Origin of the sequence: Bacteroides sp. RTP31139st1_H2_RTP31139_211217 (assembly GCF_040227615.1) — a bacterium.
GTDB classification, from domain to species: Bacteria; Bacteroidota; Bacteroidia; order Bacteroidales; family Bacteroidaceae; genus Bacteroides; species Bacteroides uniformis.
The window spans coordinates 45980-70201 of record NZ_JBCNZM010000004.1 but is presented as its reverse complement, the minus strand read 5'-3'; the positions used below and the strand labels follow the sequence as shown (position 1 = coordinate 70201).

At 47.8% G+C, this 24222-nt stretch carries 14 protein-coding genes; 8 read left to right on the top strand and 6 right to left on the bottom strand.

Features of this window, described 5'->3' with window-relative positions:
* Positions 1–241 precede the first annotated feature (241 nt).
* The 4 genes from ABUA47_RS01375 to ABUA47_RS01360 form a co-directional block, all read right to left on the bottom strand.
* The gene (locus ABUA47_RS01375; protein ID WP_035447540.1) at positions 242–4195 is read right to left on the bottom strand and encodes a hybrid sensor histidine kinase/response regulator transcription factor; all 3954 of its coding nucleotides are present in this window, start codon (positions 4193–4195) and stop codon (positions 242–244) included.
* 105 nt (positions 4196–4300) lie between these two features.
* Entirely contained in the window at positions 4301–6118 is a 1818-nt protein-coding gene (locus ABUA47_RS01370) for a glycoside hydrolase family 2 protein (protein ID WP_005826156.1), read from the bottom strand.
* A 331-nt stretch (positions 6119–6449) separates the two neighbouring features.
* Entirely contained in the window at positions 6450–7940 is a 1491-nt protein-coding gene (locus tag ABUA47_RS01365; protein WP_005833916.1) for a RagB/SusD family nutrient uptake outer membrane protein, read from the bottom strand.
* A gap of 19 nt (positions 7941–7959) precedes the next feature.
* Complete coding sequence (locus ABUA47_RS01360) at positions 7960–11121, bottom strand: SusC/RagA family TonB-linked outer membrane protein (RefSeq protein ID WP_117945472.1); 3162 nt, start codon at positions 11119–11121, stop codon at positions 7960–7962.
* Positions 11122–11416: 295 nt separating this feature from the next.
* Here ABUA47_RS01360 and mnmG point away from each other — a divergent pair, with 295 nt between their 5' ends.
* The 6 genes from mnmG (at position 11417) to deoC (ending at position 17575) form a co-directional block, all read left to right on the top strand.
* A complete protein-coding gene (gene mnmG, locus ABUA47_RS01355; protein WP_117945471.1) occupies positions 11417–13291 on the top strand; it encodes a tRNA uridine-5-carboxymethylaminomethyl(34) synthesis enzyme MnmG in 1875 nt (624 codons plus the stop codon).
* Between the two features lie 56 nt (positions 13292–13347).
* Positions 13348–13872, top strand: coding sequence for an adenine phosphoribosyltransferase (locus tag ABUA47_RS01350; protein ID WP_005826167.1), 525 nt, complete (start codon positions 13348–13350; stop codon positions 13870–13872).
* Between the two features lie 122 nt (positions 13873–13994).
* Entirely contained in the window at positions 13995–15815 is a 1821-nt protein-coding gene (uvrC, locus tag ABUA47_RS01345) for an excinuclease ABC subunit UvrC (RefSeq protein ID WP_117703750.1), read from the top strand.
* Between the two features lie 80 nt (positions 15816–15895).
* Positions 15896–16348 (top strand): D-aminoacyl-tRNA deacylase, encoded by a 453-nt coding sequence (gene dtd / locus ABUA47_RS01340; protein WP_005826171.1) that lies wholly within the window; start codon positions 15896–15898, stop codon positions 16346–16348.
* Positions 16348–16686 carry a nucleotide pyrophosphohydrolase gene (locus ABUA47_RS01335; protein WP_009037466.1) on the top strand — a complete coding sequence of 113 codons (339 nt, stop codon included), beginning with the start codon at positions 16348–16350 and terminating at the stop codon, positions 16684–16686. The genes dtd and ABUA47_RS01335 overlap by 1 nt, the downstream gene beginning before the upstream one ends.
* Entirely contained in the window at positions 16673–17575 is a 903-nt protein-coding gene (deoC, locus tag ABUA47_RS01330) for a deoxyribose-phosphate aldolase (RefSeq protein WP_009037467.1), read from the top strand. Before ABUA47_RS01335 ends, deoC begins: the two co-directional genes overlap by 14 nt.
* Before the next feature lie 84 nt (positions 17576–17659).
* On the opposite strand, the gene ABUA47_RS01325 is transcribed toward deoC, so the two are convergent.
* Entirely contained in the window at positions 17660–18634 is a 975-nt protein-coding gene (locus tag ABUA47_RS01325; protein ID WP_008662178.1) for a polyprenyl synthetase family protein, read from the bottom strand.
* Between the two features lie 87 nt (positions 18635–18721).
* Between ABUA47_RS01325 and polA the strand changes: the two genes are divergently transcribed.
* Positions 18722–21577 carry a DNA polymerase I gene (polA, locus tag ABUA47_RS01320; protein ID WP_347774418.1) on the top strand — a complete coding sequence of 952 codons (2856 nt, stop codon included), beginning with the start codon at positions 18722–18724 and terminating at the stop codon, positions 21575–21577.
* 278 nt (positions 21578–21855) lie between these two features.
* Positions 21856–22248, top strand: a complete 393-nt coding sequence (locus ABUA47_RS01315; RefSeq protein ID WP_005826180.1) for a DUF3836 domain-containing protein — start codon at positions 21856–21858, stop codon at positions 22246–22248.
* A 153-nt stretch (positions 22249–22401) separates the two neighbouring features.
* Here ABUA47_RS01315 and ABUA47_RS01310 read toward each other — a convergent pair whose 3' ends face one another.
* Positions 22402–24189 carry a RagB/SusD family nutrient uptake outer membrane protein gene (locus ABUA47_RS01310; RefSeq protein ID WP_005833922.1) on the bottom strand — a complete coding sequence of 596 codons (1788 nt, stop codon included), beginning with the start codon at positions 24187–24189 and terminating at the stop codon, positions 22402–22404.
* Positions 24190–24222: the final 33 nt, after the last annotated feature.

Below are 24222 nucleotides of genomic sequence, written 5' to 3'. Positions count from 1 at the left end.
CGCAGAAAGTGATTAGTCACTTCTGCCAATCATAGAACATTGATTAGGATTTGTTACGTCATAGGCATAGGGGTCATAGTATTATAAATTGTTGGCTTTCGGATGCAAATATATCCGCATAAAGCTAAAATTAATGCAAATATCGCTTCAATCTATGCAATTATAAATCCAAAAAATGCCCCTGAGAGACACCTCAGGGGCATTTGATTGGATTGTTATATTTAGCAAGCATTCCATGCTATCATTTCACGAAGTCTTTGGGCAGAATACCAAATTGTTTTTGGAAGCACTTGGTAAAATAGGAAGGAGTATTGAAGCCGGTCATATAGCAAACCTCATTGATTTTACACTCTCCTTCCTTTAAAAGCTGCGCCGCTTTCTTCAACCGCTCCAGACGGATGTAGTCATTGGGAGTCATATCCAATATGCCCTTTATCTTCCGGTTCAGGCTCGACCGGCTCATGTTCAGCAGGCTTGCCATATCATCCAGGCAGAAATCCGGATTCTGCATATTGGCAACCACCACTTCCTTCAATGTTTTAAGGAAAGATTCATCTGCCTTTGTCATTGCCATACTGCCCGTCTGCACAAAGGGAGAATTGACAAAAGAAGCCCGTAGCTTCTCACGGTTGTTCAGCAGATTGGCCACACAAACTTTCAGATATTCCACGGAGAAAGGTTTCTCTATATATACGTCAGCCCCCAGCTTCATTCCCTCTATTTTGGCTTGAAGAGTCGTCTTCGCCGTAAGCAGGATAATCGGTATATGGCTATAGTCAAGCTCGGACTTCAGATGCTCGCACAGCTCCAATCCATCCATCTCGGGCATCATAATGTCTGAAATGACAAGATTTACAGTATGTTCCTTCAACACCTTCAAAGCTTCCACCCCATTCACGGCAGTCAGCACACGATATTCCGAAGAGAGCTGTTTCACAACAAATGCCTGCATTTCCAAACTGTCTTCCACCACCAAAAGAGTATACCGGTGCTGTTCCAAGGCAGTACCTGCACCACTTTCCTCAGAGGATTCCCCGCCCGTTACCGGTTCTTTATGCTCCATAGCCACCGTCTGCTCGTGCTTCAGCGGAAGTGACAGCAAGAAACAGTTGTTCTCCATCGAATCTTCCATGCACAACGTACCCTCATGGAGTTCGGCCAATGAACGGGCAAGTGCAAGCCCGATACCGGTGCCGGGCACAGAGCGCAAGGTACCGGTTTTATACTGGATGAACGGCTTGAAAATCTCCTCGCGCATCTCTACCGGAATGACAAGGCCGTCATTGCATACGGAAAGCAGCAGCCTTTCACCTTCCGAGTACAGCCTGATGCGTATATAGGTCTCCGAATACTTTATCGCATTGGTCAGCAGATTGCTGATAATCTTGGTAAGCCCTTCCCTATCAACCGAAGCATACAAGCTTTCGGGAGTCTCTATACTCAATGCCAGCCCCCTTTCACGTGCCAAAGGCTTGAAACGCTTATACGTCTTTTGTAAGAGCTCAGACACGTCACATTCCACAAAATTCAATTGGAAGCCTTGTGTCTCCGTCTTCCGGAAGTCCAGCAACTGGTTCACCAAATCAAGCAGTCGGTTGGTGTTCAGTTCCATGGTCTCCAAATCATCCCTGATGTCATCCGAAACAGAACGGGAAGCCAATACATTCTCGAGCGGACTCTTTATCAGTGTAAGCGGTGTACGTATCTCATGCGCCACATTCGTGAAGAAGTCTATCTTCGCAGTATACAACTCCCGCTCCTTTTCCCGCTCAAACTTGTCCATAGCCTGCTGATGCTTCTGCCGGGTCTGTTTTCTGAAATAGATGATTACAGCAGCCAGTGAGCATAACGCCAATACCGTATAACCGGCATATGCCCAGGTGGAGAGATAGAAAGGAGGACGGATATGGATGTCGAGCACACGTTCCGTAGCGTTCCACTTGCCATCGCTGTTGGAACCTTTTATACGCAACGTATAGCTTCCATAAGGAAGGTTTGAATAGTTGATGATGGAATTCCGTCCTACCGTATACCAGTCGCGGTCAAAACCTTCCAACTTATATTCAAGACTGTTCATTTCGGGTGCTTGATAACTTAAAGCCGCAACCTGGAAAGAAAAGGAGTTCTGGTCGGCATCCAGTTCTATTTCATCCGCATAGGTGATGCTCTTCTCCAAAGGAGAATCCGGACTGTCCACCGAAAGCCGTTTATTGAACAGAAAGAAGTCTGTAATCACCACGGGAGGGAGGAAAGTGTTCTCCACAAAGGTTTCCGGGTCAAAGGCTATGAATCCGTTGATACTTCCCAAATAGATGCGTCCCTTCTTGTCAATGTAACCGGACTGGAAATTAAATTGGTTGCTCAGCAGCCCGTTTGCCGTGGTATAGACATGTTTGCTCTCCGTATCGGGATTGAAGCAGACCAGACCATAATTGGAAGTAATCCATAAGTTACCCCGCTTATCCTCGACCATCTTGTAGATAGTGTTGCTCGGAAATCCTTTCGACATGTCATAACGGGTAAAATTGTCCGTTTCCGGATTGTAGCGGCAAAAGCCCTCACCCAGCGTCATGAACCACAGACGCTTCCTGCTGTCTTCGTAGATACTGATTACCTTATTGTAGGGAAGAGAGGTCGAATCATTCTCATTAGACAGATAATTCCTCCACTGCTGGCTTCTTACATTGTAGCAGAACACTCCATTGGAGAAAGTAGCAAACCACAGATTTCCGTTGAAGTCCTCCAGAATGTTATAAGTAAACATATTCTTCAGCTGAGGAATCCGGGTAAAGTCATCTGTAGAGCGATTGTACTTCAACAGACCGGACGTGGTGCCTATCCACACGTCTCCCGTAGTGGTCCTGCAAATGGTAAAGGCGTCATTGGCGACCATGGAATTCTCACTCTCACCCTTGGCATAATGTTTCACCTGCCTGGTCCGAAGATTCACCCGGTTCAGACCACCGGAGAACGTACCCACCCACAAATCATCCCCGTCCAGGCAAAGGCCGTGGACATTCTGATAAATGGCCGGATGCTCAAAAGGCTCTATCTTTCCGTTTTCCGGATTGTAATTGAACAAGCCTTTGTCTTCGGTACCTATCCACAAGGTGCCATCATTACTTTCACAGATTTCCCGTACACGACGGCCGAAATGCCTGAGATTGTCTCTCGGATAGAATTTCTCGAAATAAGTCCACTGATAAGGACAATAATTCACTCCACCGAAATAAGAACCTATCCACATGCCGTTCTCCTTGTCGCAACAGAGCGAATAAATGGCATTGTCCGACAATGCATACAAATCATCCTGGTCGGGAACGGTTAAATGGGTAATCTTGTCATTCGTCAGATTGTAAATATACAAGCCGGACTCTGCGCCCACCCACAGCTCGTTGTCAGATTTGAACTGCAAAGCCCTCACATAGGTGTTCAGCAGTTTCCGCGTCTTGCCTGTAGTCTGATTTATCTCTGTCAACCCGTTCAGCGAAGCGATATACACGCAGTTATGGGGTCCGCTGACCTGCCAGTTGATAATATCATTCTTGAAAATCTCATTTCCTTCCGCGTCCTTGAAAGGCTGCAGAGGAGTTTCAAAGTCAGCTTTCGTATAGTAAAGATTATCCGCATACAAGGCCAGCCAACACGTATTCCCATTCAGCCAAAAGCGGGTTACATTGGGCAGTCCCGAATCGTGCAGATGGTTCAGCAGCCTCCCTTCATCCGGTTTATAGCAGAACAACCCCTGGTTTTCTACCGATATCCAGATATTATCGTCCTCGTCACTTCCAATCATGGTGACGAAATCCCTGATGATACTGCCGTTATCACTGGCCTCATCGAAAGCGGTAAAGGAATCCAGTACCGGGTCGTAAATAAAGACTCCCCCATCGGTACCAATCCAGATATTTCCCCGGCGGTCCTCGTAGAGCGCAGTTATGAAGTTCTTTCCTAAACCGGAGTTCTCTTTCTTGTAAATACGGAAAGACAATCCGTCATAACGGTTCAGACCGTCCTTGGTTCCGAACCACATAAAGCCTTTCCTATCCTGCAAAATCTGATACACGGTGTTCTGCGAAAGACCGTTCCGGATATCCATCGTTCTGAAATAGTAATGAACAGCATCCTGCGCACAGACCGGCAATACCGCCCATAGGCACAGACTAAGGAAAAGCTTTATAATCAATCGTTTCATAACAACATTTTTAATGTACAATTTACCATTTACAAAGTACAATTTAACTATGCAGATGACAGCGCAGCCAAATTGTACTTTGTAAATGGTAAATTGTAAATGCCCCTATTTCTTAAGTGAATTGCAGATACGTGTATTTATCTCTTTCACGCGTTTCTCATCCAGCTTTATCACCTTGCGGTCGTAAGTCATCAGACCGTTCACTTCCACCTCCACATCCGTGGTCTGTGTATAGACGGCTGCCGAGAAACCTCTTTTTATCATCTGATACAGCATATCGGCATATTTCACGTACTCATCAGTCACTTCTTTGGAAGAGTTGAACTGAACATATCCCCAGTTGCGGTTCGGTTCCCAGATATGGTCTTTCAAGACAAGGCCGATGCCGCCATACTCACCCAAAACCGTGGCACGCTGTGCATCATACAGATACATCTCCGGTTGGGGATAGTTGTGGAGGTCGAGCATGTCACCGCAAGTATAATGGTTACCGCCACTTGCCGGATTCACCAGACGGGTCGGGTCATACTGTTTCGTCCATTCGGCTATCTCTACCGTCTTGAACTGCCCCCAGGCTTCGTTGAACGGTACCCATGTACCGATACACGGATAAGAGTAGAGACAATCCATTATTTCCTTCCATTCCTTGTGATAATAGGCTTCGGATTCGGCGGAGCGTTTCAGTTCTGTTCCGTCGAAATAGCGGCGGTTCTGCCATTCCGGATTACGGTCACCGCTCGGCATATCCTGCCATACGATGATACCCAAACGGTCACAATGTGTGTACCAACGTGCCGGTTCCACCTTGATATGCTTGCGAATCATATTGAAACCGAAATCTTTCGTCTTCTGTACATCATACAGCAAAGCCTCGTCTGTGGGAGCTGTATACAGTCCGTCGGGCCACCAACCCTGGTCCAGCGGTCCAAACTGGAACAAAGCCTCGTTATTTAGTTCCAGGCGTACGATGCCATCCGCGTCACGACGGGTGGAGTACTTACGCATGGCAGCATAGCTGTCCACCTTATCCACTACCTTGCCTCCGCTTTTCAGAGTCACTTTCAGCGTATAGAGGAAGGGGGAATCCGGACTCCACAACTTGGCATTCCGGGGCATGGACACCTCCACCGGCTCTGCATTGATACTTTTGCCGGTGGCTACCAGTTGATTGCCGTCATACACATTCACTTCCACAAAGTCGGAAGGACATGCACTATTCAATTCAGCCTTCACTGTCAACAGATTACGGTCAATATCGGGAGTGATACGGAGGTTCTTGATATGTTTTCCGGCAACCGGCTCCATCCATACCGTCTGCCAGATACCGCTTACGGGAGTGTACCAGATACCTTCCGGATTGCTGACCTGCTTTCCACGGGGTTGAGGTCCTTTATCCGTTGGGTCCCAAACTTTTACGACCAACTGATTATTGCCTTTGCCAGAAAGGGCGGCAGTAATATCGAAAGAGAACGGAGTAAATCCCCCCGTATGGCTGCCTACTTTCACATCATTCACCCATACATCCGTTTTCCAGTCGACAGCGCCAAAGTGCAACAGCACTTGTTTTCCCTTCCAGGCAGAAGGAATTTCAAAACTGCGCTGGTAGACCAGTTCCTGGTTTTCATTGATTCTTTTTCCAACTCCGGACAAGGAGGATTCGATGGCAAAAGGAACAAGTATCTGCCCTTCGAACTCTGCCGGAAGATGCTCACCTTTATTTATAACGGCATAATTCCACAGTCCGTTCAAGTTCTTCCAGTCACTCCGTTCCATGATGGGACGAGGATATTCGGGCAACACATTCGCGGGATTGATCTGGGATGCCCAGTCCGTTTTGATTTTATCACCTGCCGGCTTCCATTGCGCCGAGCTTCCGATTGCAAACAACGTCAAGAATGACGATATGAGGAAAAATCTTCTCATAGTATTATAACTTTTTATTGGTTTCTACGAAAGCAAAGATAAGCCGATTCAGAAAAAAAGAATAGAAATTTCGAACCAATAAATAGTATTTTTGTGGAATATCAAGGTATTACCATCTCATTTTATCAAAGAAATTCATCAAAGGCACCTTTTTCCGCTTTTCTTGCCACGCCTATGACAAGGTTTTGCCTTCCCATTGGCAAGACTTTGCCACCGCGTTGGCAAAACTTTGCCATAGGCGTGGCAAAAGTTTGCCAAGGCAGTGACAACTTGTTGGCAAAATACCTCCCTGATATACAAGGAGTAGCAAACAATAGACAGCAGGGAATGACTAATATCCCGGATTCTGCTGGTTCTCCAATGCCGGATTGGCATTTATCTCATCCTGCGAAATAGGAAGCACAATCTTCTCGAAAGTACGGTCGATTGTTTTTCCACGGTGACTCACCGGAATATCTTGAAAATCGTCGTTGAATTCGATGGTTCTGCCCATACGCATCATGTCGAAGAAGCGTTGTCCTTCACCAAAAAGCTCCTTGCTGCGCTCGTCCAGAATCATATCATCGGTAATGGTAGCGGCAGTGGCCGGTGCCAGTCCGGGAGAACGCCTGCGGATTTCATTCAGGTAACCGGCGGCGGCATCTGCGCCTGCTTCCTGCTTCGTGGAGTGCAAGGCTGCTTCGGCGGCAATCAGATATATCTCGGAAAGACGGATTATCTTGATATTGACGGCTGTATTGGTTGCCTTGCCGTCACCTGCCAGAGTGGTACTGCCCATATACTTGTAGCAGGCTCCCTTGCGTTCAATCTCATTGTCCACCCAGTATTCATCGTTGTCCATGATTCCCCAACGCACATCCGTCTCGTCTTCACCCAGACGGTTCAAGAAATAATCGCTGGCAAGATACCAGCCCATGGCATTCTTCAACTGTCCGTAGCGCATCAGGTAAAAGCCCAAAGAAGAAGTTCCCAGGTCTGATTCCTCAGTGGTGATGCCCAGCTCAAAGATGGACTCGGAACCAAACTGCTTGCTCCAGGAAGCCGTCCAATCGGCAGGCTCATACAGTTTGTACACACCGCTTTCTATAATCTCCCGGGCAGCGTTCAAAGCACCGTCATAATCTTCCATATAGAGTTTCACACGCGCTTGCAGGGCTATGTTGGTGTAATAGTCCGCATATCCGCTCTGCTTTGTCTTCTTCTTGGCAAGCAGGGCCGCCCCGTCCGACAAGTCCTGCAGAATCTGGCGATAGTTCTCCTCCACAGTAGCACGGGTGGGCTGGGCGTTCACCGTAAGCGGCTCGGTTACATTGGGAACTCCATAAGAGGTCTTGTTGTAATTGTAAGGAAGCCCGTAGAGACGGACCAAATCGAAATAGAACAGCGCCCTCAGAGTCAACGCCTGCCCTTTGGCTTCGGAAAAGTCTTCCATACTGCCCGATTCTTCCAGCTTCTCAATGTTGCTCAACAAGGTGTTGACCTGCAGAATGCAGTAATATCCACGGCTCCAGAAACCGGAATAAGTATTGCTGTTGGAAGTGTGGTTGAACGTATAGAATGCATCCAGTCCGCGTCCGGCAGCAAAAATCGTGAGGTCACCGCCCTTGGCATCACCGTACATAAAAAGGTTTCTGCCGTAATAGGACGATGAGGTCATCGCACTCATCACACCGTTGATAACCACCTGCGCATCGGCTACCGTACCGACAGCACCTTCTGCATTTCCGGAGTTGGTGGGCTGCATATCCAGAAAATCGTCACACGAAGTGAATGTAAAGGCACCAAGTATCACAAGTGCCAATAAATGATATATCTTTTTCATTGTTAGTTCCTCCAGTTCATTAAAATTTCAATTCAACGCCAACGACAAACGTTTTTCCGATAGGGGTTTCCCAACCACGTGTGCCGTATTCGCTCACTTCGGGGTCTGCCTCCTTGTATTTGGCTATTGTCCAAAGGTTGCTGGCAGTGAAGAAAAGGCGGGCATTCTCGATGAAAGCCTTGCGGGTCATGGCTTTGGGCAGCGTATAGGCCAATGAGAGATTCTTCAAGCGCAGATAACTGGCATTGAACAAGTGGCGGCTGCTGTATTGTTGCGGGTCATCGAGGTCTACACCTTCGATACGGGGCTCTGTACCGTTCGTATGGTCTGGCGTCCAAAGGTTGTTGTAGTAGCTTTTAGCACGGATACGCTCCCAATAATAACCGTCGTCGGCCACATCCATGTAGGCTCCATCGTACAAGTCTCCTCCTATCTTATAGGTAAAGCCCAACGAAAGGGCTATGCCTTTGTAGGAGACCGAGGTATTGATGCCCCCATACACTTTGGGAACGGCATTGCCGATGATGGTGTAGTTGGCATTGTTATAGTCATAAGTAGCTCCGCGCCCGTTATACTCAAAATCTCCGGCCTTGCCATTCTTGGGGTCATTTACATAGTAGACGTTCTTGCCGTTGGTCTTGTCCACACCTGCCCATTCGTATCCATAGAAAGCCAGCGTGGACTGACCTTCCCGGTATACATATTGCGCACGGCTGTCGCTACTGGTGGGGTCGTACCAGATAATGTCCGCACCGCCATACAACTCTTTCACCTCAGAACGGAGGAAGGTTGCGTTGGCACCGGCACTCCATAACCATCCTTTACTATCAATGATGTCACCACTCAACTCCACCTCTACCCCATGGTTGTTGATGCATCCTACGTTCCGCAACGTAGAGGAAAATCCCGTAACCATCGAAATGGGAACATCCTGGAGCAGGTTCTTCGAATCACGGTTGAAGTATTCCACCGTACCGCGCAGACGCTGGCCGAAGAAGCCGAAGTCGATACCCACATTCGTGTTGTAGCTCGTCTCCCAAGACAGCTTGTCATTGGTGACGGTAGTGATTGTACCGCCCGGGTTACCCATGTACTTACTGGTATAGCTCATCAAGCTCATATAGCCGTAATTGTCCGAAGGCAGCGTACCGTTAATACCATAAGAGGCACGTATACGCAGGTTGCTCAGGAAAGAATATTTGCTCATAAAACCCTCGCGCATGATGTTCCACGCTCCTGCCACTGACCAGAAGTTTCCCCAACGTTCCTGCTTGCTGAGCCGGGAAGAACCGTCGCGGCGGTAAGAACCGGAAATGAAGTAGCGTTCATCGTAATTATAATCCAACTTGGAGAGCACGGACACCATCGAGTTTCCCCAGGAATATCCGGCAGAAGTCTGCGTTCCGGCAGTAGAAACTGTATGAATGGTGCTGACCGCAAGATTGCTTCCTGTGGCACGCACATAGTCTGTCTTGTTCTTCTCCGCTTCGAAACCCACCATGGTGCCAACTGTGTGTTTGTCGAAGGTGCCGGTATAATTGGCGGTAGTGGAGGTAACCATCTTCTCGTATGTAGTACGGTATTCGTTGACATTCCCATTGTCTGCCGAGCCTTTATAGTGATTGGCACTGTAATAGATATGGTCTTTTACAGTAGTATTGTCGTAAGAGTAGATAGAACGAAGGTCCAGGCCCGGCATCAGATGCAGGGTGAGCGTCTCCGCAGCCATGATTTTGGTACTGGTAGAACCGTTCTCCCACTCTTTGTCATAATAAAGCCCATTGTAGGCGTAGCTACCGTAACGTTCGGTCCAGAGCTCGCCGGTCTTGTAATCAGTGGGCCAGTAGAGTCCCCACAGCAAGTTACGGGTCTGCATGAAGTAATTGCTGCCCGTGTTGCGTGTATCATTATAACCGCTTTTCTTGGTACGCGCCAGGCTGGCATTGGTGGTCAGTTCAAGGAATTTCCCCACCTTCTGGGTGAGGTTCAGGCGACCGGAAACACGGTCGAAGCTGTTCATCTTCAAACGTCCTTCGTCCTGGGTATAGGAAAGGGAAGTGTAATAGTTGGTATTCTGCGTAGCACCGCTGACGGACATATCGTAGGTCTGGTAAATGGCGGTACAGAAATATGCCTTGTCCCAATCGTAGTATTTGCCTCCACGCCCGGAGTTGTCGTACTCAAGGATATTGACGTTCTCGTAAGCTCCCGTACCATTTGTGGTAAATTGGTAGCCATGTTTGTTGAAACGGCTGTTCAACTGGCCTATGGCATAGGCTGCCGCCTTTTCGTCCGTTTCGCCCTTACCGCTTGTACGGGCATCGTGAAATACGGTGTAGAGCATATTCACATTCTCCTGTACGCTGGCCGTTTCATAGTTGTCCGTTGCCCAGCAGGGCGTGAAGCCCACTTCGGCTTTCAGCGTCACCACCGGCTTGCCAATCTGTCCTTTTTTGGTAGTAATCAGAATGACGCCGTTTGCCGCACGCGACCCATAAAGCGAGCTGGCCGCCGCATCTTTCAATACAGAAATAGATTCGATGTCTTCCGGGTTCAACGTATTCATGATGTTGTTGGTAGAATAGAGCTCACCGCTCATCTGCCCCGTATTGCCCGAAGAGACCGGAACACCGTCCACTACATACAACGGTTCATTCCCGGCATTCATAGAACCTATGCCACGGATGCGGATGGCCGGTGCGGAACCCGCCTGGCCGGAATTATTCGTCAGTTGCAAGCCCGCCACTTTACCGTTCAACGCGTTTTCAAAGCTGGTCGTCGGAATGTCTTTCAGCGCATCCGCTTTCACTAAAGAAGCCGAACCTGCATAGCTGCTCTTTTTGGCCGTGCCGTAAGCCACCACCATCACTTCATCCAACAGTTCCGAATCCGATTTCAGCACCACCTTCATAGCAGGCTTTATGGCAGCTTCTACTTTCTGCATACCTACAAAAGAGACAATCACTGTCTTTGCCGTGCCCGGCACATTCAAGATTGTAAATTTACCTTCGATATCGGTCACGGCCCCCAGCGTTGTGCCCTTCACCAATACCGATGCCCCAATAATCGGCTCATTGTTGTCCTCGGCAAATACTGTTCCCGAGACCGTAGACGTCTGAGCCATCACTCCCGCCCCCATAACCAGGCAGACAATGATTAACAAGAAGAATTTCTTTCTCATGCTTCTCTTCCTTAAAATTAGTCAATCAAAACACTTTTTAATATCCAAACGTTGCAAAGGTATGTATCTTTTTCAAAAAGAAAAGTAATAGTATTCAAAAAGCTTCATTTTGATTGTATTTTAAGCTAAACACAAGCAATATGTCTATAGCCTAAGCATTCCAAGCAATAAGTATGATACTGGATACGGAAATATAAGCAATGCCAAAGAAGATATATCCGGATTTTAAGATATGACACGTCCCGGCATACAACTTTTTTCGTAACTTTGCACAGTTTTAAAATACACTGAACGAATGGAGTTTAAGTATGACGTTATTGTAATCGGCGCCGGACACGCAGGATGCGAAGCCGCTGCCGCTGCTGCAAACCTGGGTTCGAAGACTTGTCTTATCACAATGGATATGAACAAAATCGGACAGATGAGTTGTAACCCGGCAGTGGGAGGCATCGCCAAAGGACAGATAGTACGCGAAATAGACGCCTTGGGAGGATATATGGGATTGGTGACAGACCAGACAGCCATACAGTTCCGTATACTGAACCGTTCCAAAGGTCCCGCTATGTGGAGCCCGCGCGCACAGTGCGACCGCAACAAATTTATCTGGGCATGGAGAGAAATTCTGGAAAATATCCCCAACCTGCATATCTGGCAGGATACCGTGCAGGAAATCCTCGTTGAAAACGGTGAAATTACGGGAGTAGTAACACTATGGGGAGTAACGTTCCATACCAAATGTGTAGTACTCACCGCAGGAACTTTCCTCAACGGACTGATGCACGTGGGACGTACCATGCTCCCGGGTGGACGTATGGCAGAACCTGCATCCTACCAATTAACCGAGTCCATCGCCAAACACGGCATCACCTTCGGACGCATGAAGACGGGAACCCCCGTACGTATAGACGGACGCAGCGTGCACTATGAGGACATGGAAATTCAGGATGGAGAATGTGACTTCCACAAGTTCTCGTTCATGGATACTCATGTACGCCATTTGAAACAGCTCCCTTGCTGGACTTGTTTCACCAATGAAGAGGTACACCGGATTCTGCAGGAAGGGCTGCCGGATTCCCCCCTTTTCAACGGACAAATCCAAAGTATCGGCCCACGTTATTGCCCCAGTATAGAAACCAAGATTGTGACTTTCCCCGACAAACCGCAGCACCAGCTTTTCCTGGAGCCCGAAGGGGAAACAACCCAAGAGCTCTACTTGAATGGATTCTCTTCTTCATTGCCCATGAATATCCAGATTGCAGCATTGAAAAAGATACCGGCGTTCAGAGACCTCGTCATCTACCGCCCGGGCTATGCCATCGAATACGACTTCTTTGACCCCACCCAACTGAAACATACGCTGGAAACGAAGAATATAAAGAATCTGTTCTTTGCCGGACAAGTAAACGGAACAACCGGTTACGAGGAAGCAGCTGGACAAGGAATCATGGCAGGTATCAACGCCCACATCAATTGCCACGGCGGAGAACCGTTCACCCTTGCAAGGGATGAAGCATATATCGGCGTTTTAATCGATGACTTGGTAACAAAAGGTGTGGACGAGCCTTACCGTATGTTTACTTCCCGTGCCGAATATCGCATCCTGCTCCGTATGGATGATGCGGACATGCGACTCACGGAAAAAGCCTGGAAGCTGGGACTCGCCAAGGAAGAGCGGTACAAGCTGCTGACAGAAAAACGTGAAGCCGTGAACCGAATTATAGACTTCGCGCGGAATTACTCGATGAAACCGGCATTAATCAATCCGGTATTGGAGCAGCTCGGCACAACTCCACTGCGCCAGGGATGCAAATTGATAGATTTGATAAACCGTCCGCAGATAACGATTGAGAACATTGCCGAACACGTCAGTGCCTTTAAACGAGAACTGGATAAAATATCCGATAGAAAGGAAGAAATTGTAGAAGCTGCAGAAATACTCATCAAGTACGAGGGATACATCGGACGCGAACGGATTATTGCGGATAAATTGGCAAGATTGGAAAGCATCAAGATAAAAGGTAAGTTTGACTATAATTCCATTCAATCCCTTTCTACCGAAGCTAGACAGAAGCTGATGAAGATAGATCCGGAAACAATAGCCCAAGCGAGTCGGATTCCGGGAGTATCTCCAAGCGACATCAACGTGCTACTGGTACTTTGCGGACGATAGAGCGCAAAGTTCCACGTGAAACAAAGAATTCAATAAACGTATTAAATAAACTGATTATGAGCAAAGAAACTCTTACCAAAAGCATCCGAGAAATACCCGACTTCCCCATTCCGGGAATTCTATTCTACGATGTAACTACCTTGTTCAAGGAGCCTACCGCCTTGCAGGAACTCTCGGACACACTATACGAGATGTATAAAGACAAAGGCATCACCAAAGTAGTGGGTATAGAATCAAGAGGATTCATTATGGGCCCCATTCTCGCCACCAGACTGGGGGCAGGCTTCGTACCTATCCGCAAGCCGGGAAAGCTTCCTGCAGAAACCATTGAAGAAAGCTATGATAAAGAATATGGCAAAGACACCGTGCAGATGCACAAGGATGCCATCAATGAAGACGATGTAGTATTGCTACACGACGACTTGCTGGCAACCGGTGGAACAATGGAAGCCGCCTGCAAACTGGTGAAACAGATGAACCCCAAGAAAGTGTATGTAAACTTCATCATCGAGCTGAAAGAGCTTCATGGCAAGGATGTGTTTGGAGATGATGTGGAAGTGGAGGCTGTGCTGTCGCTTTAGCCATTTCATATTTCACCACAGATTACACAGATTAACACAGATTATTTATCCACCACAAAACACAGTTTTATCGAATAGAAATCTGCGCTAATCTGTGTAATCTGTGGTGAAACGTCGGTATTATGGAAGAACTCAGAACTAACGACTACCTCAAAGGGATTGTATCCAACCTTCCCGAAAGTCCCGGTATTTACCAATATCTGAATACCGAAGGGACTATTATATATGTAGGAAAGGCAAAGAATCTGAAGCGAAGAGTGTCTTCCTACTTCAACCGGGAGCACGAACCGGGAAAGACGAGGGTGCTGGTCAGCAAGATTGCAGATATCCGATATATCGTGGTGAATACGGAAGAAGACGCGCTATTGCTGGAAAACAATCTTATCAAGAAATACAAGCCTCGCTACAACGTACTGTTGAAAGACGACAAGACGTATCCCAGCATCTGCGTGCAGAACGAATACTTTCCACGCGTATTCAGAACCCGGAAGATAATCCGTAACGGTTCCTCCTATTATGGCCCTTACAGCCATATACCTTCCATGTACGCATTACTCGACCTCATCAAGCATCTGTACCCTTTGCGTACATGCCACCTGAACCTCTCTCCGGAAAACATACGTGCCGGAAAGTTCAATGTTTGCCTGGAATACCACATCAAGAACTGTGCAGGACCTTGCATCGGGAAGCAAAGCCAGGAAGAGTATCTGAAAAACATCGCTGAAATCAAGGAAATACTCAAAGGGAATACCCAGGAGATAGAACGGATGCTTTTCCAGCAAATGCAGGAACTGGCAGCCGAAATGAAGTTTGAAGAAGCACAGAAGATAAAGAAGAAATACCTGCTGCTGGAAAACTACCGGGCGAAATCGGAAGTGGTAAGCAACGTGCTGCACAATATCGACGTGTTCTCCATCGAAGAAGACAGCGATGAAAAGTCCGCTTTCGTCAACTACCTGCACATTACGAACGGTGCCATCAACCAGGCTTTCACCTTTGAATACAAGAAACGATTGAATGAGAGCAAAGAAGAACTGCTCTCTCTCGGCATCATCGAAATGCGGGAAAGATACAAGAGCCTTTCTCGTGAAATCATCGTGCCTTTTGAGCTGGATATGGAGCTGAAAGATGTCGTCTTTACCATCCCGCAACGGGGAGACAAAAAGAAACTGCTGGAACTCTCCATCCTCAATGTGAAGCAGTACAAAGCCGACCGCCTGAAGCAAGCCGAAAAGCTGAATCCGGAGCAACGGACCGTGCGCCTGCTGAAAGAAATACAGCAAGAGCTGCACCTGGACCGCCTGCCCATGCAGATAGAATGTTTCGACAACTCCAACATCCAGGGTTCCGACCCCGTGGCCGGGTGCGTGGTCTTCGTCAAGGGGAAACCTTCCAAGAAGGATTACCGCAAGTACAATATCAAGACCGTAGAGGGACCGGATGACTATGCCTCCATGAAAGAGGTCGTAAAACGGCGCTATCAGCGCGCTATAGAAGAGAAAGCACCCCTGCCCGACCTTCTTATCACCGACGGCGGAAAAGGGCAAATGAGCGCCGTAAAAGAGGCGATAGACGAGCTTGGCCTGAACATCCCCATCGCCGGACTTGCCAAAGATGGCAAACACCGCACTTCCGAGCTATTGTATGGCTACCCTCCCCAGACCATCGGATTGAAACAGAACACCCCCCTCTTCCGACTGCTGACGCAGATTCAAGATGAAGTGCACCGCTTCGCCATTACCTTCCACCGCGACAAGCGCAGCAAACGGCAGATTGCCTCTGCACTGGACGAGATAAAAGGCATCGGCGAAAAGACGAAAAGCGCATTGCTCAAGGAGTTCAAAAGCGTGAAGCGTATCCGCGAAGCATCTGCCGAGGAGCTTGCCGCCGTGGTGGGAGAAGCGAAAGCCAAAATCATCCAGACCTATTTCTCAGAGAAATAATAACTGATAAATCCGTCTGTAAAGCCATGCACACAACGAATTAATTCGTAACTTTGTTCCCTCAAAAAGACAAGAATAACATGAGAGTAGTGATACAACGTGCCGGACACGCTTCCGTCACCATCAACGGAACCTGCAAAGCCTCCATTGGAAAGGGCCTCATGATACTCGTAGGCATCGAAGAATCCGATGGAAAAGAAGATATCGACTGGCTTTGCAAGAAGATAGTCAACCTGCGCATTTTCGATGACGAAAACGGCGTAATGAACAAATCCATTCTTGAAGCAGACGGCGAGATACTGGTTATCAGCCAGTTCACCCTCCACGCCTCCACCAAGAAAGGCAACCGTCCCTCCTACATACGGGCAGCACGGCCGGAAATATCCGTCCCGCTGTACGAACAATTCTGCCGGGAACTGAGTTTAGCATTAGGTAAAGAAATAGGTACCGGCGAATTTGGTGCCGATATGAAAGTAGAACTGATGAACGATGGTCCCGTGACCATCTGTATAGATACAAAAAACAAGGAATAATGACGTTAGAAGAAGCACAGAAACAAGTGGATTCCTGGATAAAGGAATACGGAGTGCGCTATTTCAGCGAACTCACCAATATGGCGATACTGACCGAAGAAGTGGGCGAACTCGCCCGCGTCATGGCACGCAAGTATGGCGACCAATCCTTCAAGAAAGGAGAAAAAGACAATCTCGACGATGAGATGGCAGATGTTCTTTGGGTACTTCTCTGCCTTGCGAACCAGACCGGAGTGAACCTGACAGACGCCTTCTGCCGCAACTTCGAGAAGAAAACCAGACGTGACCAGACAAGACATATCAATAATCCTAAATTGAAAAACCATGGAGAAGAATGAGCCTACCCAGAGTAAGTATGACGCCGCCCTGGCAAAGTACAACACCCAACTGGATGATGCAGAAATAGCTGCACAAGCTGCCAGAATCATTGCAGAGAAAGTACCGGCAAACAATACACCGGAGGTAAAGAAATTCCTGTTCAACTGCATTGACCTTACCACCCTGAAGAGTGAAGACAGCGATGAAAGCGTCATGAAATTCACCCAGAAAGTGAATAAATTCGACGAAGAGTTCCCCGACCTGAAGAATGTGGCAGCCATCTGTGTATACCCCAATTTTGCAGAAGTCGTAAAAGACACGCTGGAAGTGGAAGATGTAAAAATAGCTTGTGTATCAGCAGGTTTCCCCTCCTCCCAGACTTTCATTGAAGTGAAAGTGGCAGAAACTGCCATGGCACTGATGGAAGGCGCCGATGAAATAGACATCGTTATTTCGGTGGGCAAGTTCCTGGCGGGAGACTATGAAGGCATGTGCGAGGAGATACAAGAACTCAAAGCAACCTGCAAAGAGCACCACATGAAGGTAATCCTCGAAACCGGAGCTTTGAAGACGGCTTCGAACATCAAAAAAGCATCCATCCTTTCCATGTATTCGGGTGCCGATTTCATCAAGACTTCCACCGGCAAGCAGCAGCCTGCCGCCACGCCGGAGGCCGCCCTGGTTATGTGCCAGGCCATCAAGGAATATCACGAGCTGACGGGTATCAAGGTAGGCTTTAAGCCCGCAGGAGGAATCAACTGCGTGAACGATGCACTGATTTATTACACCATCGTCAAGGAAGTGCTCGGCGAAGAATGGCTGAACAACGAACTGTTCCGCTTGGGAACCAGTCGTCTTGCCAACCTGCTGCTTTCGGAAATCAAGGGCGAGGAAATGAAATTCTTTTAAGAGGAAGCTGCATTTACCTATAAATAAAGCCTGATGGAGTGGGTTCCATCAGGCTTTCTCATATTATCAACTGGAAACAGTCCGTCATTTTTCCCGTTCTACCACATAATCCAGATACCCGGCTAGCGCTACTTTTACCTCCGTATCGGGCAAAGAAGCCAGCAAAGAAAGAGCCTTTTCCTTATAGTCATACATCACTTGCGAAGCATACTCTATACCACCATTCTGCTTGGTAAATTCGATTAAATGGGCTATTTCGCCAGGCGTTGCCTCCCCATTCTTTATCTTTACGGCAATTTCTTCCGCTGTTTTATCCTTCACGGTATTGAGCACATGAAGCGCAGGCAGAGTCAACTTCCCCTCCACCATATCATTTCCGGTAGGTTTGCCTATTTCCTTGCTCTCGGAGTAATCGAAAATATCATCCTTTATCTGAAAACAAAGCCCGATATATTCACCGAACAGACGCGCAGATTCCGCCTTTTCATCGCTGGCTCCCACCGAGAGAGCGCCCGCCTTCGTACAAGCTGCAAAGAGCACGGCCGTCTTCTTGCGGATAACGTCGAAATAGACTTCCTCGGAGAAATGGAGATTGCTGACGTTGGAAAGCTGCAGAAGTTCACCATCTGCCAAATCCTGCCCCAGGCAGGAGACGATGTCGATAATGTCATGGTTACGGGTCATGCCCACTTGCACCAACGCTGTTGCAAGCAGATAATCGCCTGCCAGTACGGCTACTTTATTATTGAAAATGGCATTAACGGAGAGTTGTCCACGGCGTTCAGTACTTTCGTCCACTACATCATCGTGCACAAGGCTGGCATTATGAAGAAGTTCCAACGCAACCGCAGCATGCAGGGTTGCAGGACATACCTTGCCAAAAAGCTTCGCAGCCAGAAGCACCAGAATGGGGCGCATCATCTTCCCGTTCTTCTGCCGGATATGCGCAATTACGCTGTTCAGCAAAAGGTTGGAACTGGAGAGGGTACTTTCAAAAAGCTTCTTGAAGTCCTCCAATTCCTCAGAAATCGGAGATTTTATCAATGATGAGTTGTCCATGCATCGCTATTTGCCTACAAAAATAGTAATAAAACGGTTAATACGGTATTTTTTTGTACTTTTACCATGAAAAAAAGGATTAAATGTATGAATTCAATCGATAAACTGTTTTTGCTCGATGCCTATGCACTGATATATCGAGCCTATTACGCGTTCATCAAGAACCCGAGAATCAATTCAAAAGGATTCAACACTTCGGCCATTCTGGGCTTTGTAAACACCCTGGAAGAAGTGCTCAAAAAAGAGAATCCCACACACATAGGAGTAGCCTTCGACCCGTCGGGCCCCACCTTCCGCCACGAGGCCTACGAGCAATACAAGGCACAGCGCGAGGAGACACCCGAGGCCATCCGCCTTTCCGTACCTATTATAAAGGACATCATCCGCGCCTACCGCATTCCCATCCTCGAAGTATCCGGCTACGAAGCCGACGACGTGATAGGCACGCTCGCCACCGAAGCCGGACGGCAGGGCATCACCACCTATATGATGACTCCCGACAAGGACTACGGGCAACTGGTATCGGACCGCGTCTTCATGTACCGCCCCAAGCACACCGGCGGATTCGAAGTGATGGGTACCGAAGAAGTAAAAACCAAGTTCAACATACAGACCACCGAGCAGGTCATCGACATGCTGGGACTGATGGGTGATGCTTCCGACAACATCCCCGGCTGTCCGGGTGTGGGCGAGAAAACCGCACAGAAACTGATTGCCGAATTCGGCAGTATCGAAAACCTGCTGGAACATACCGACCAGCTGAAAGGCGCACTGAAAACGAAAGTGGAAACCAACCGCGAGATGATAACCTTCTCCAAATTCCTTGCCACCATCAAAACAGATGTTCCCATTCAGCTCGACATGGATTCGCTCGTCCGCGAAGAACCGAACGAAGAGGAACTCCGCAAGATTTTCGAGGAGTTGGAATTCCGCACACTCATCGATCGGGTACTCAAAAAGGGAAGCGGCAATTCGTCCTCCCCTACTCCAACCTCTCCGGTACCCGACCTCTTTGCCGGGACTCTGTTTGCCCAGCCGCAAACCTCCACTCCCGAAAACAGCGCCCCGATTCAAGGCGATTTGTTTGCAAATTTTGCGGGCGAGGGGACGGGCGTTTCTGAAAATTCAAACCTGACGCGGTTAGAAATGCTCGATGTAGACTACCAACTCATTGATACAGAAGATAAAAGAGCAGAAATTATTCAAAAGTTACTTACAAGCGAAATTCTCTCAATAGATACCGAGACTACCGGAACCGAGCCAATGGACGCCGAACTTGTAGGAATGAGCTTCAGCGATGCCGAAAACCGTGCATACTACGTACCCGTTCCCGCCGAACGAGAGGAAGTCTTAAAAATTGTAAACGAGTTCCGTCCCCTCTTCGAAAACGAGAAATCCATGAAGGTGGGACAAAATATCAAGTACGATATGATTATCCTCCAAAATTACGGCGTCCAGGTGAAAGGCAAACTTTTCGACACCATGCTTGCCCACTACGTGCTTCAACCCGAACTGCGACACAACATGGACTATCTGGCGGAAATCTACCTGCACTACCAGACCATCCACATCGATGAGCTAATTGGAGCGCGAGGCAAAAACCAAAAGAACATGCGCGACCTTCCACCCGAAGATGTCTACCGTTATGCCTGCGAGGATGCGGACGTCACCCTCAAACTGAAAAACGTGCTGGAAAAGGAACTGAAGGAGCAAGGTGCCGAACATCTGTTCTACGAAATAGAGATGCCGCTCGTCCCCGTACTTGTCAATATAGAGAGCAACGGAGTGCTGCTCGACACGGAAGCCTTGAAGCAATCGTCCCAACACTTCACCGTCCGTCTGCAGGAGATTGAGAAGGAAATCTACGAGATGGCTGGCGAGACATTCAACATCAGCTCCGCCAAGCAGGTAGGCGAAGTGCTCTTCGACAAGCTGAAAATCGTGGAGAAGGCCAAAAAGACCAAGACCGGACAATACGTCACTTCCGAAGAGGTGCTGCAGAGCTACCGCAGCAAGCACGACATCATCGGGAAGATACTGGAATACCGCGGACTGAAGAAGCTGCTGAGCACCTATATAGATGCCCTACCCCAGCTCATCAACCCACGCACGGGACGCATCCACACCTCCTTCAACCAGGCAGTGACCGCTACCGGACGCCTCAGCTCCAGCAATCCCAACCTGCAGAACATCCCCATCCGCGACGAAGACGGAAAGGAAATCCGCAAGGCGTTCATCCCCGACACCGGCTGCGAGTTCTTCTCTGCCGACTACTCGCAGATAGAGCTGCGCATCATGGCACACCTCAGCGAAGATAAGAACATGATAGAAGCCTTCCTCAGCGGACACGACATCCACGCCGCCACCGCTGCCAAGATATATAAGATAGACATAAACGACGTAACCGCCGACATGCGCCGCAAGGCAAAAACGGCAAACTTCGGCATCATCTACGGCATCTCCGTCTTCGGGCTTGCCGAACGCATGGGCGTTTCCCGCCAAGAAGCCAAAGAGCTGATAGACGGCTACTTTGAAACCTACCCGCAAGTGAAGGAGTATATGGACAAAAGCATCCAGGTGGCACGCGAGCAGGGCTACGTGGAAACCATCTTCCACCGCAAGCGCTTCCTGCCGGACATCAACTCAAGAAACGGGGTGGTACGGGGCTATGCCGAACGGAATGCCATCAACGCCCCCATCCAGGGAAGTGCCGCCGACATCATAAAAGTAGCGATGGCACACATCTATCAGCGCTTCCAAGCTTACAATCTGAAAGCAAAGATGATTTTACAGGTCCATGACGAACTAAATTTCAGCGTTCCAGAGGCTGAAAAGGAACTTGTACAGAAAATCGTAATCGAAGAGATGGAGCAAGCATATCGCATGCAAGTACCTCTGAAAGCCGATTGTGGGTGGGGAAACAACTGGTTGCAGGCACACTAAACCACCCAATAACTTTATTTAACTTACAATCAGAAAGCAACAGAAGCAATCCTTTCGAAATACAGTTTGCTCATCAGAATATCCGGCAACCTCACTGCCGGATATTTTTTATTCACCAATCTTGCCAAAAAGAAAGCATACCGAAGCCCTCACTACTGACATATTGATAAAATTTAATATGATATTTATATTTATGTCAATTTAATACGTACCTTTGCAGCGAAATCAATGACATATTGATAGAAAATAGAAAGTTAAACTAAAAAAGACATAAAACCATGAAAGCAAAAGTATCTTTAAAAACAGTGATTGTTTCAGCACTTCTCTTAGTTTGCGGATTAAATGCCTCAGCCGACAATAAGAGCAACCTCATTTACAATTCGGAAGAAGTAAATGGCATGAAAGTGGCAGAGACCGTATACAAGATGGACGGAAACACGCTTGCCAACTATATGAAGTACAATTATAAGTACGACGACCAGAACCGCATGACGGAAAGCGAAGCCCTGAAATGGAACAGCACCAAGAATACATGGGGCAAGGACATGTGCATCCGCTATGCATACCAAGGCAAGACGATGACTACCACATACTACAAATGGAACAACAAGAAAGGCGAATACATACTGGTTCCCGAGATGACAGTAATCATGGACAACCCTAACATGTAATTGACAAACTCTCTCTTAAAGTAAGAAATCTTATTCCTAACAACAATAACCGAAACCTTTTATAAAAGAGCCGGAATGATTCGCACATTCCGGCTCTTTTATTATATCTTGAAAAACAAATCCTTTCCGTCAGATACCAATAACCTTACACGATTAGTATCCTGGATTGTTTTCTATAATGGCACTGTTTGTATCAATCTCACTTTGGGGAAGCGGCCAAAGTTCATCCTTTCCTTTGATATACTTCATCGTGTTATACACACGGAGATTCAGTGCTTTCCCATCCCAAGAACTACCCTCTGAATATGCCGGATGCCAGTTGTCATCAAATGAAGGCTTGGCATTGGACATAAGCCCTTTTTGATTGGGAGCATAAATCTTACCTGTCATCACTGTAGAAGCCATACCCCAACGACGGAGATCAAACCAACGAAAACCTTCATTACAAAGTTCAACAGTACGTTCGTAACGTAATGCCTTTCGGAGTCCGCTCTGCGAAGTAACTACCACATCGGGCATTCCTACACGATTACGAATTATATTGATGTCCGTTCGTGCTAACTCCAGATTGCCATCAGCCATTTCAATATTGGCTTCTGCCTCTATTAGATAAACCTCTGCTAAACGCATCAAGCCGCAATTAAGATCACTGGTTTCATGGTTGGAGATTGCAGCTCTTTCCAACTCGGCTATATCCAAATATTTCCTCCAGAGATATCCAGCAGGACCTTTAGTGCCATTGGCACCGTATACGCCCTTGGTTCCCTGTGACTCCATGTTTGTCACGTCCTTGCCCGTGCTATAGTCGTGAATCTTTTTACTGGTAGTGGAAGTCTGGAATTCTAGATTGAATATGCGTGAACCAGGTCGCAAACAGAAAAGATCCAGACGAGGGTCCCGGTTTTGCCAAGGGTTCTGCCAGTCATACAGAGAAGATTCCGTAATCGATTTGCCATCCTTGCATTGAAACATATCAACAAATGTTTGTGTAGGACCAAAATAGGCGCATCCTCCCAGTGTACGTGGAGCCATGTAATATGCCTCCTTGGTTTTATTACTGGATATTACCGCATCATACTGCACGGACCAGAGCCACTCATTGCTTGCCTCACCGTCATAACCAAACAGAGCCGTCTGACCGGTTGGCTCTCCTGCCTCATGACTTTCTCCACAATACTGTGTATTGATGGATTCCAATTCAAAGCCTGCCTCCTTAGCCAAATTCAAGGCTTGTTTGGCCGAACTGGCAGCCAAGTCATACTTTTTCCAATTCAAGGCAATACGGGCACGTAACGCATACGCTGCTACCCGTCCGATGCGTGCACTGCCATAGCTTTCTGCTTTATGGCGGAGTGGAAGGTTAGCCAAACACTCGTCGCTAAGATCCGAAAGCAGATTCTCTACAATGGTCTCTCTCGGTGTACGTGGGGTCTGGCTGTCATTTATACCCGCTGTGTGGACCACATACGGCAAGTCTCCATAGTGCTGGCAAGCTTGATCATAACAGAATGCCCGTATGCACAGCAGCTCTGCCCGTATACTCTCTATATCCGTATCAGAGGCTGTGCCACGCAGATTATCCAGCGCATCGAGAAGCTGGTTGATACGTGCCACGGTCTTATACACGCAATTATAAAGCTTGTTTGCCACCGCGTTTTCAGCAGAAGCTCCGGAGGTGATTAATTCCGTATACATAGCCGTGTTGACACGTGTAGCACCAATATCGGTAATATTGTCTGTCACCTTCCACCAGGTGGTGGTGCTGGCACTATAAGCTGTCAGAGATGAGTAAACAGCGTTCAAACCGAAATTCGCCTCTTCCATACTCGAAGGATAAGAGGAAGAAGACGGTGAAGTGAGTGGTTCAAGGTCGAGTGAACAAGCACCGAGACCTAATAGAGACAGCGAAAGGAGTGCTGTATAAATATTGTTTCGTTTCATATCATTTTTTCTTTTTATGTCTTCTTGAATACA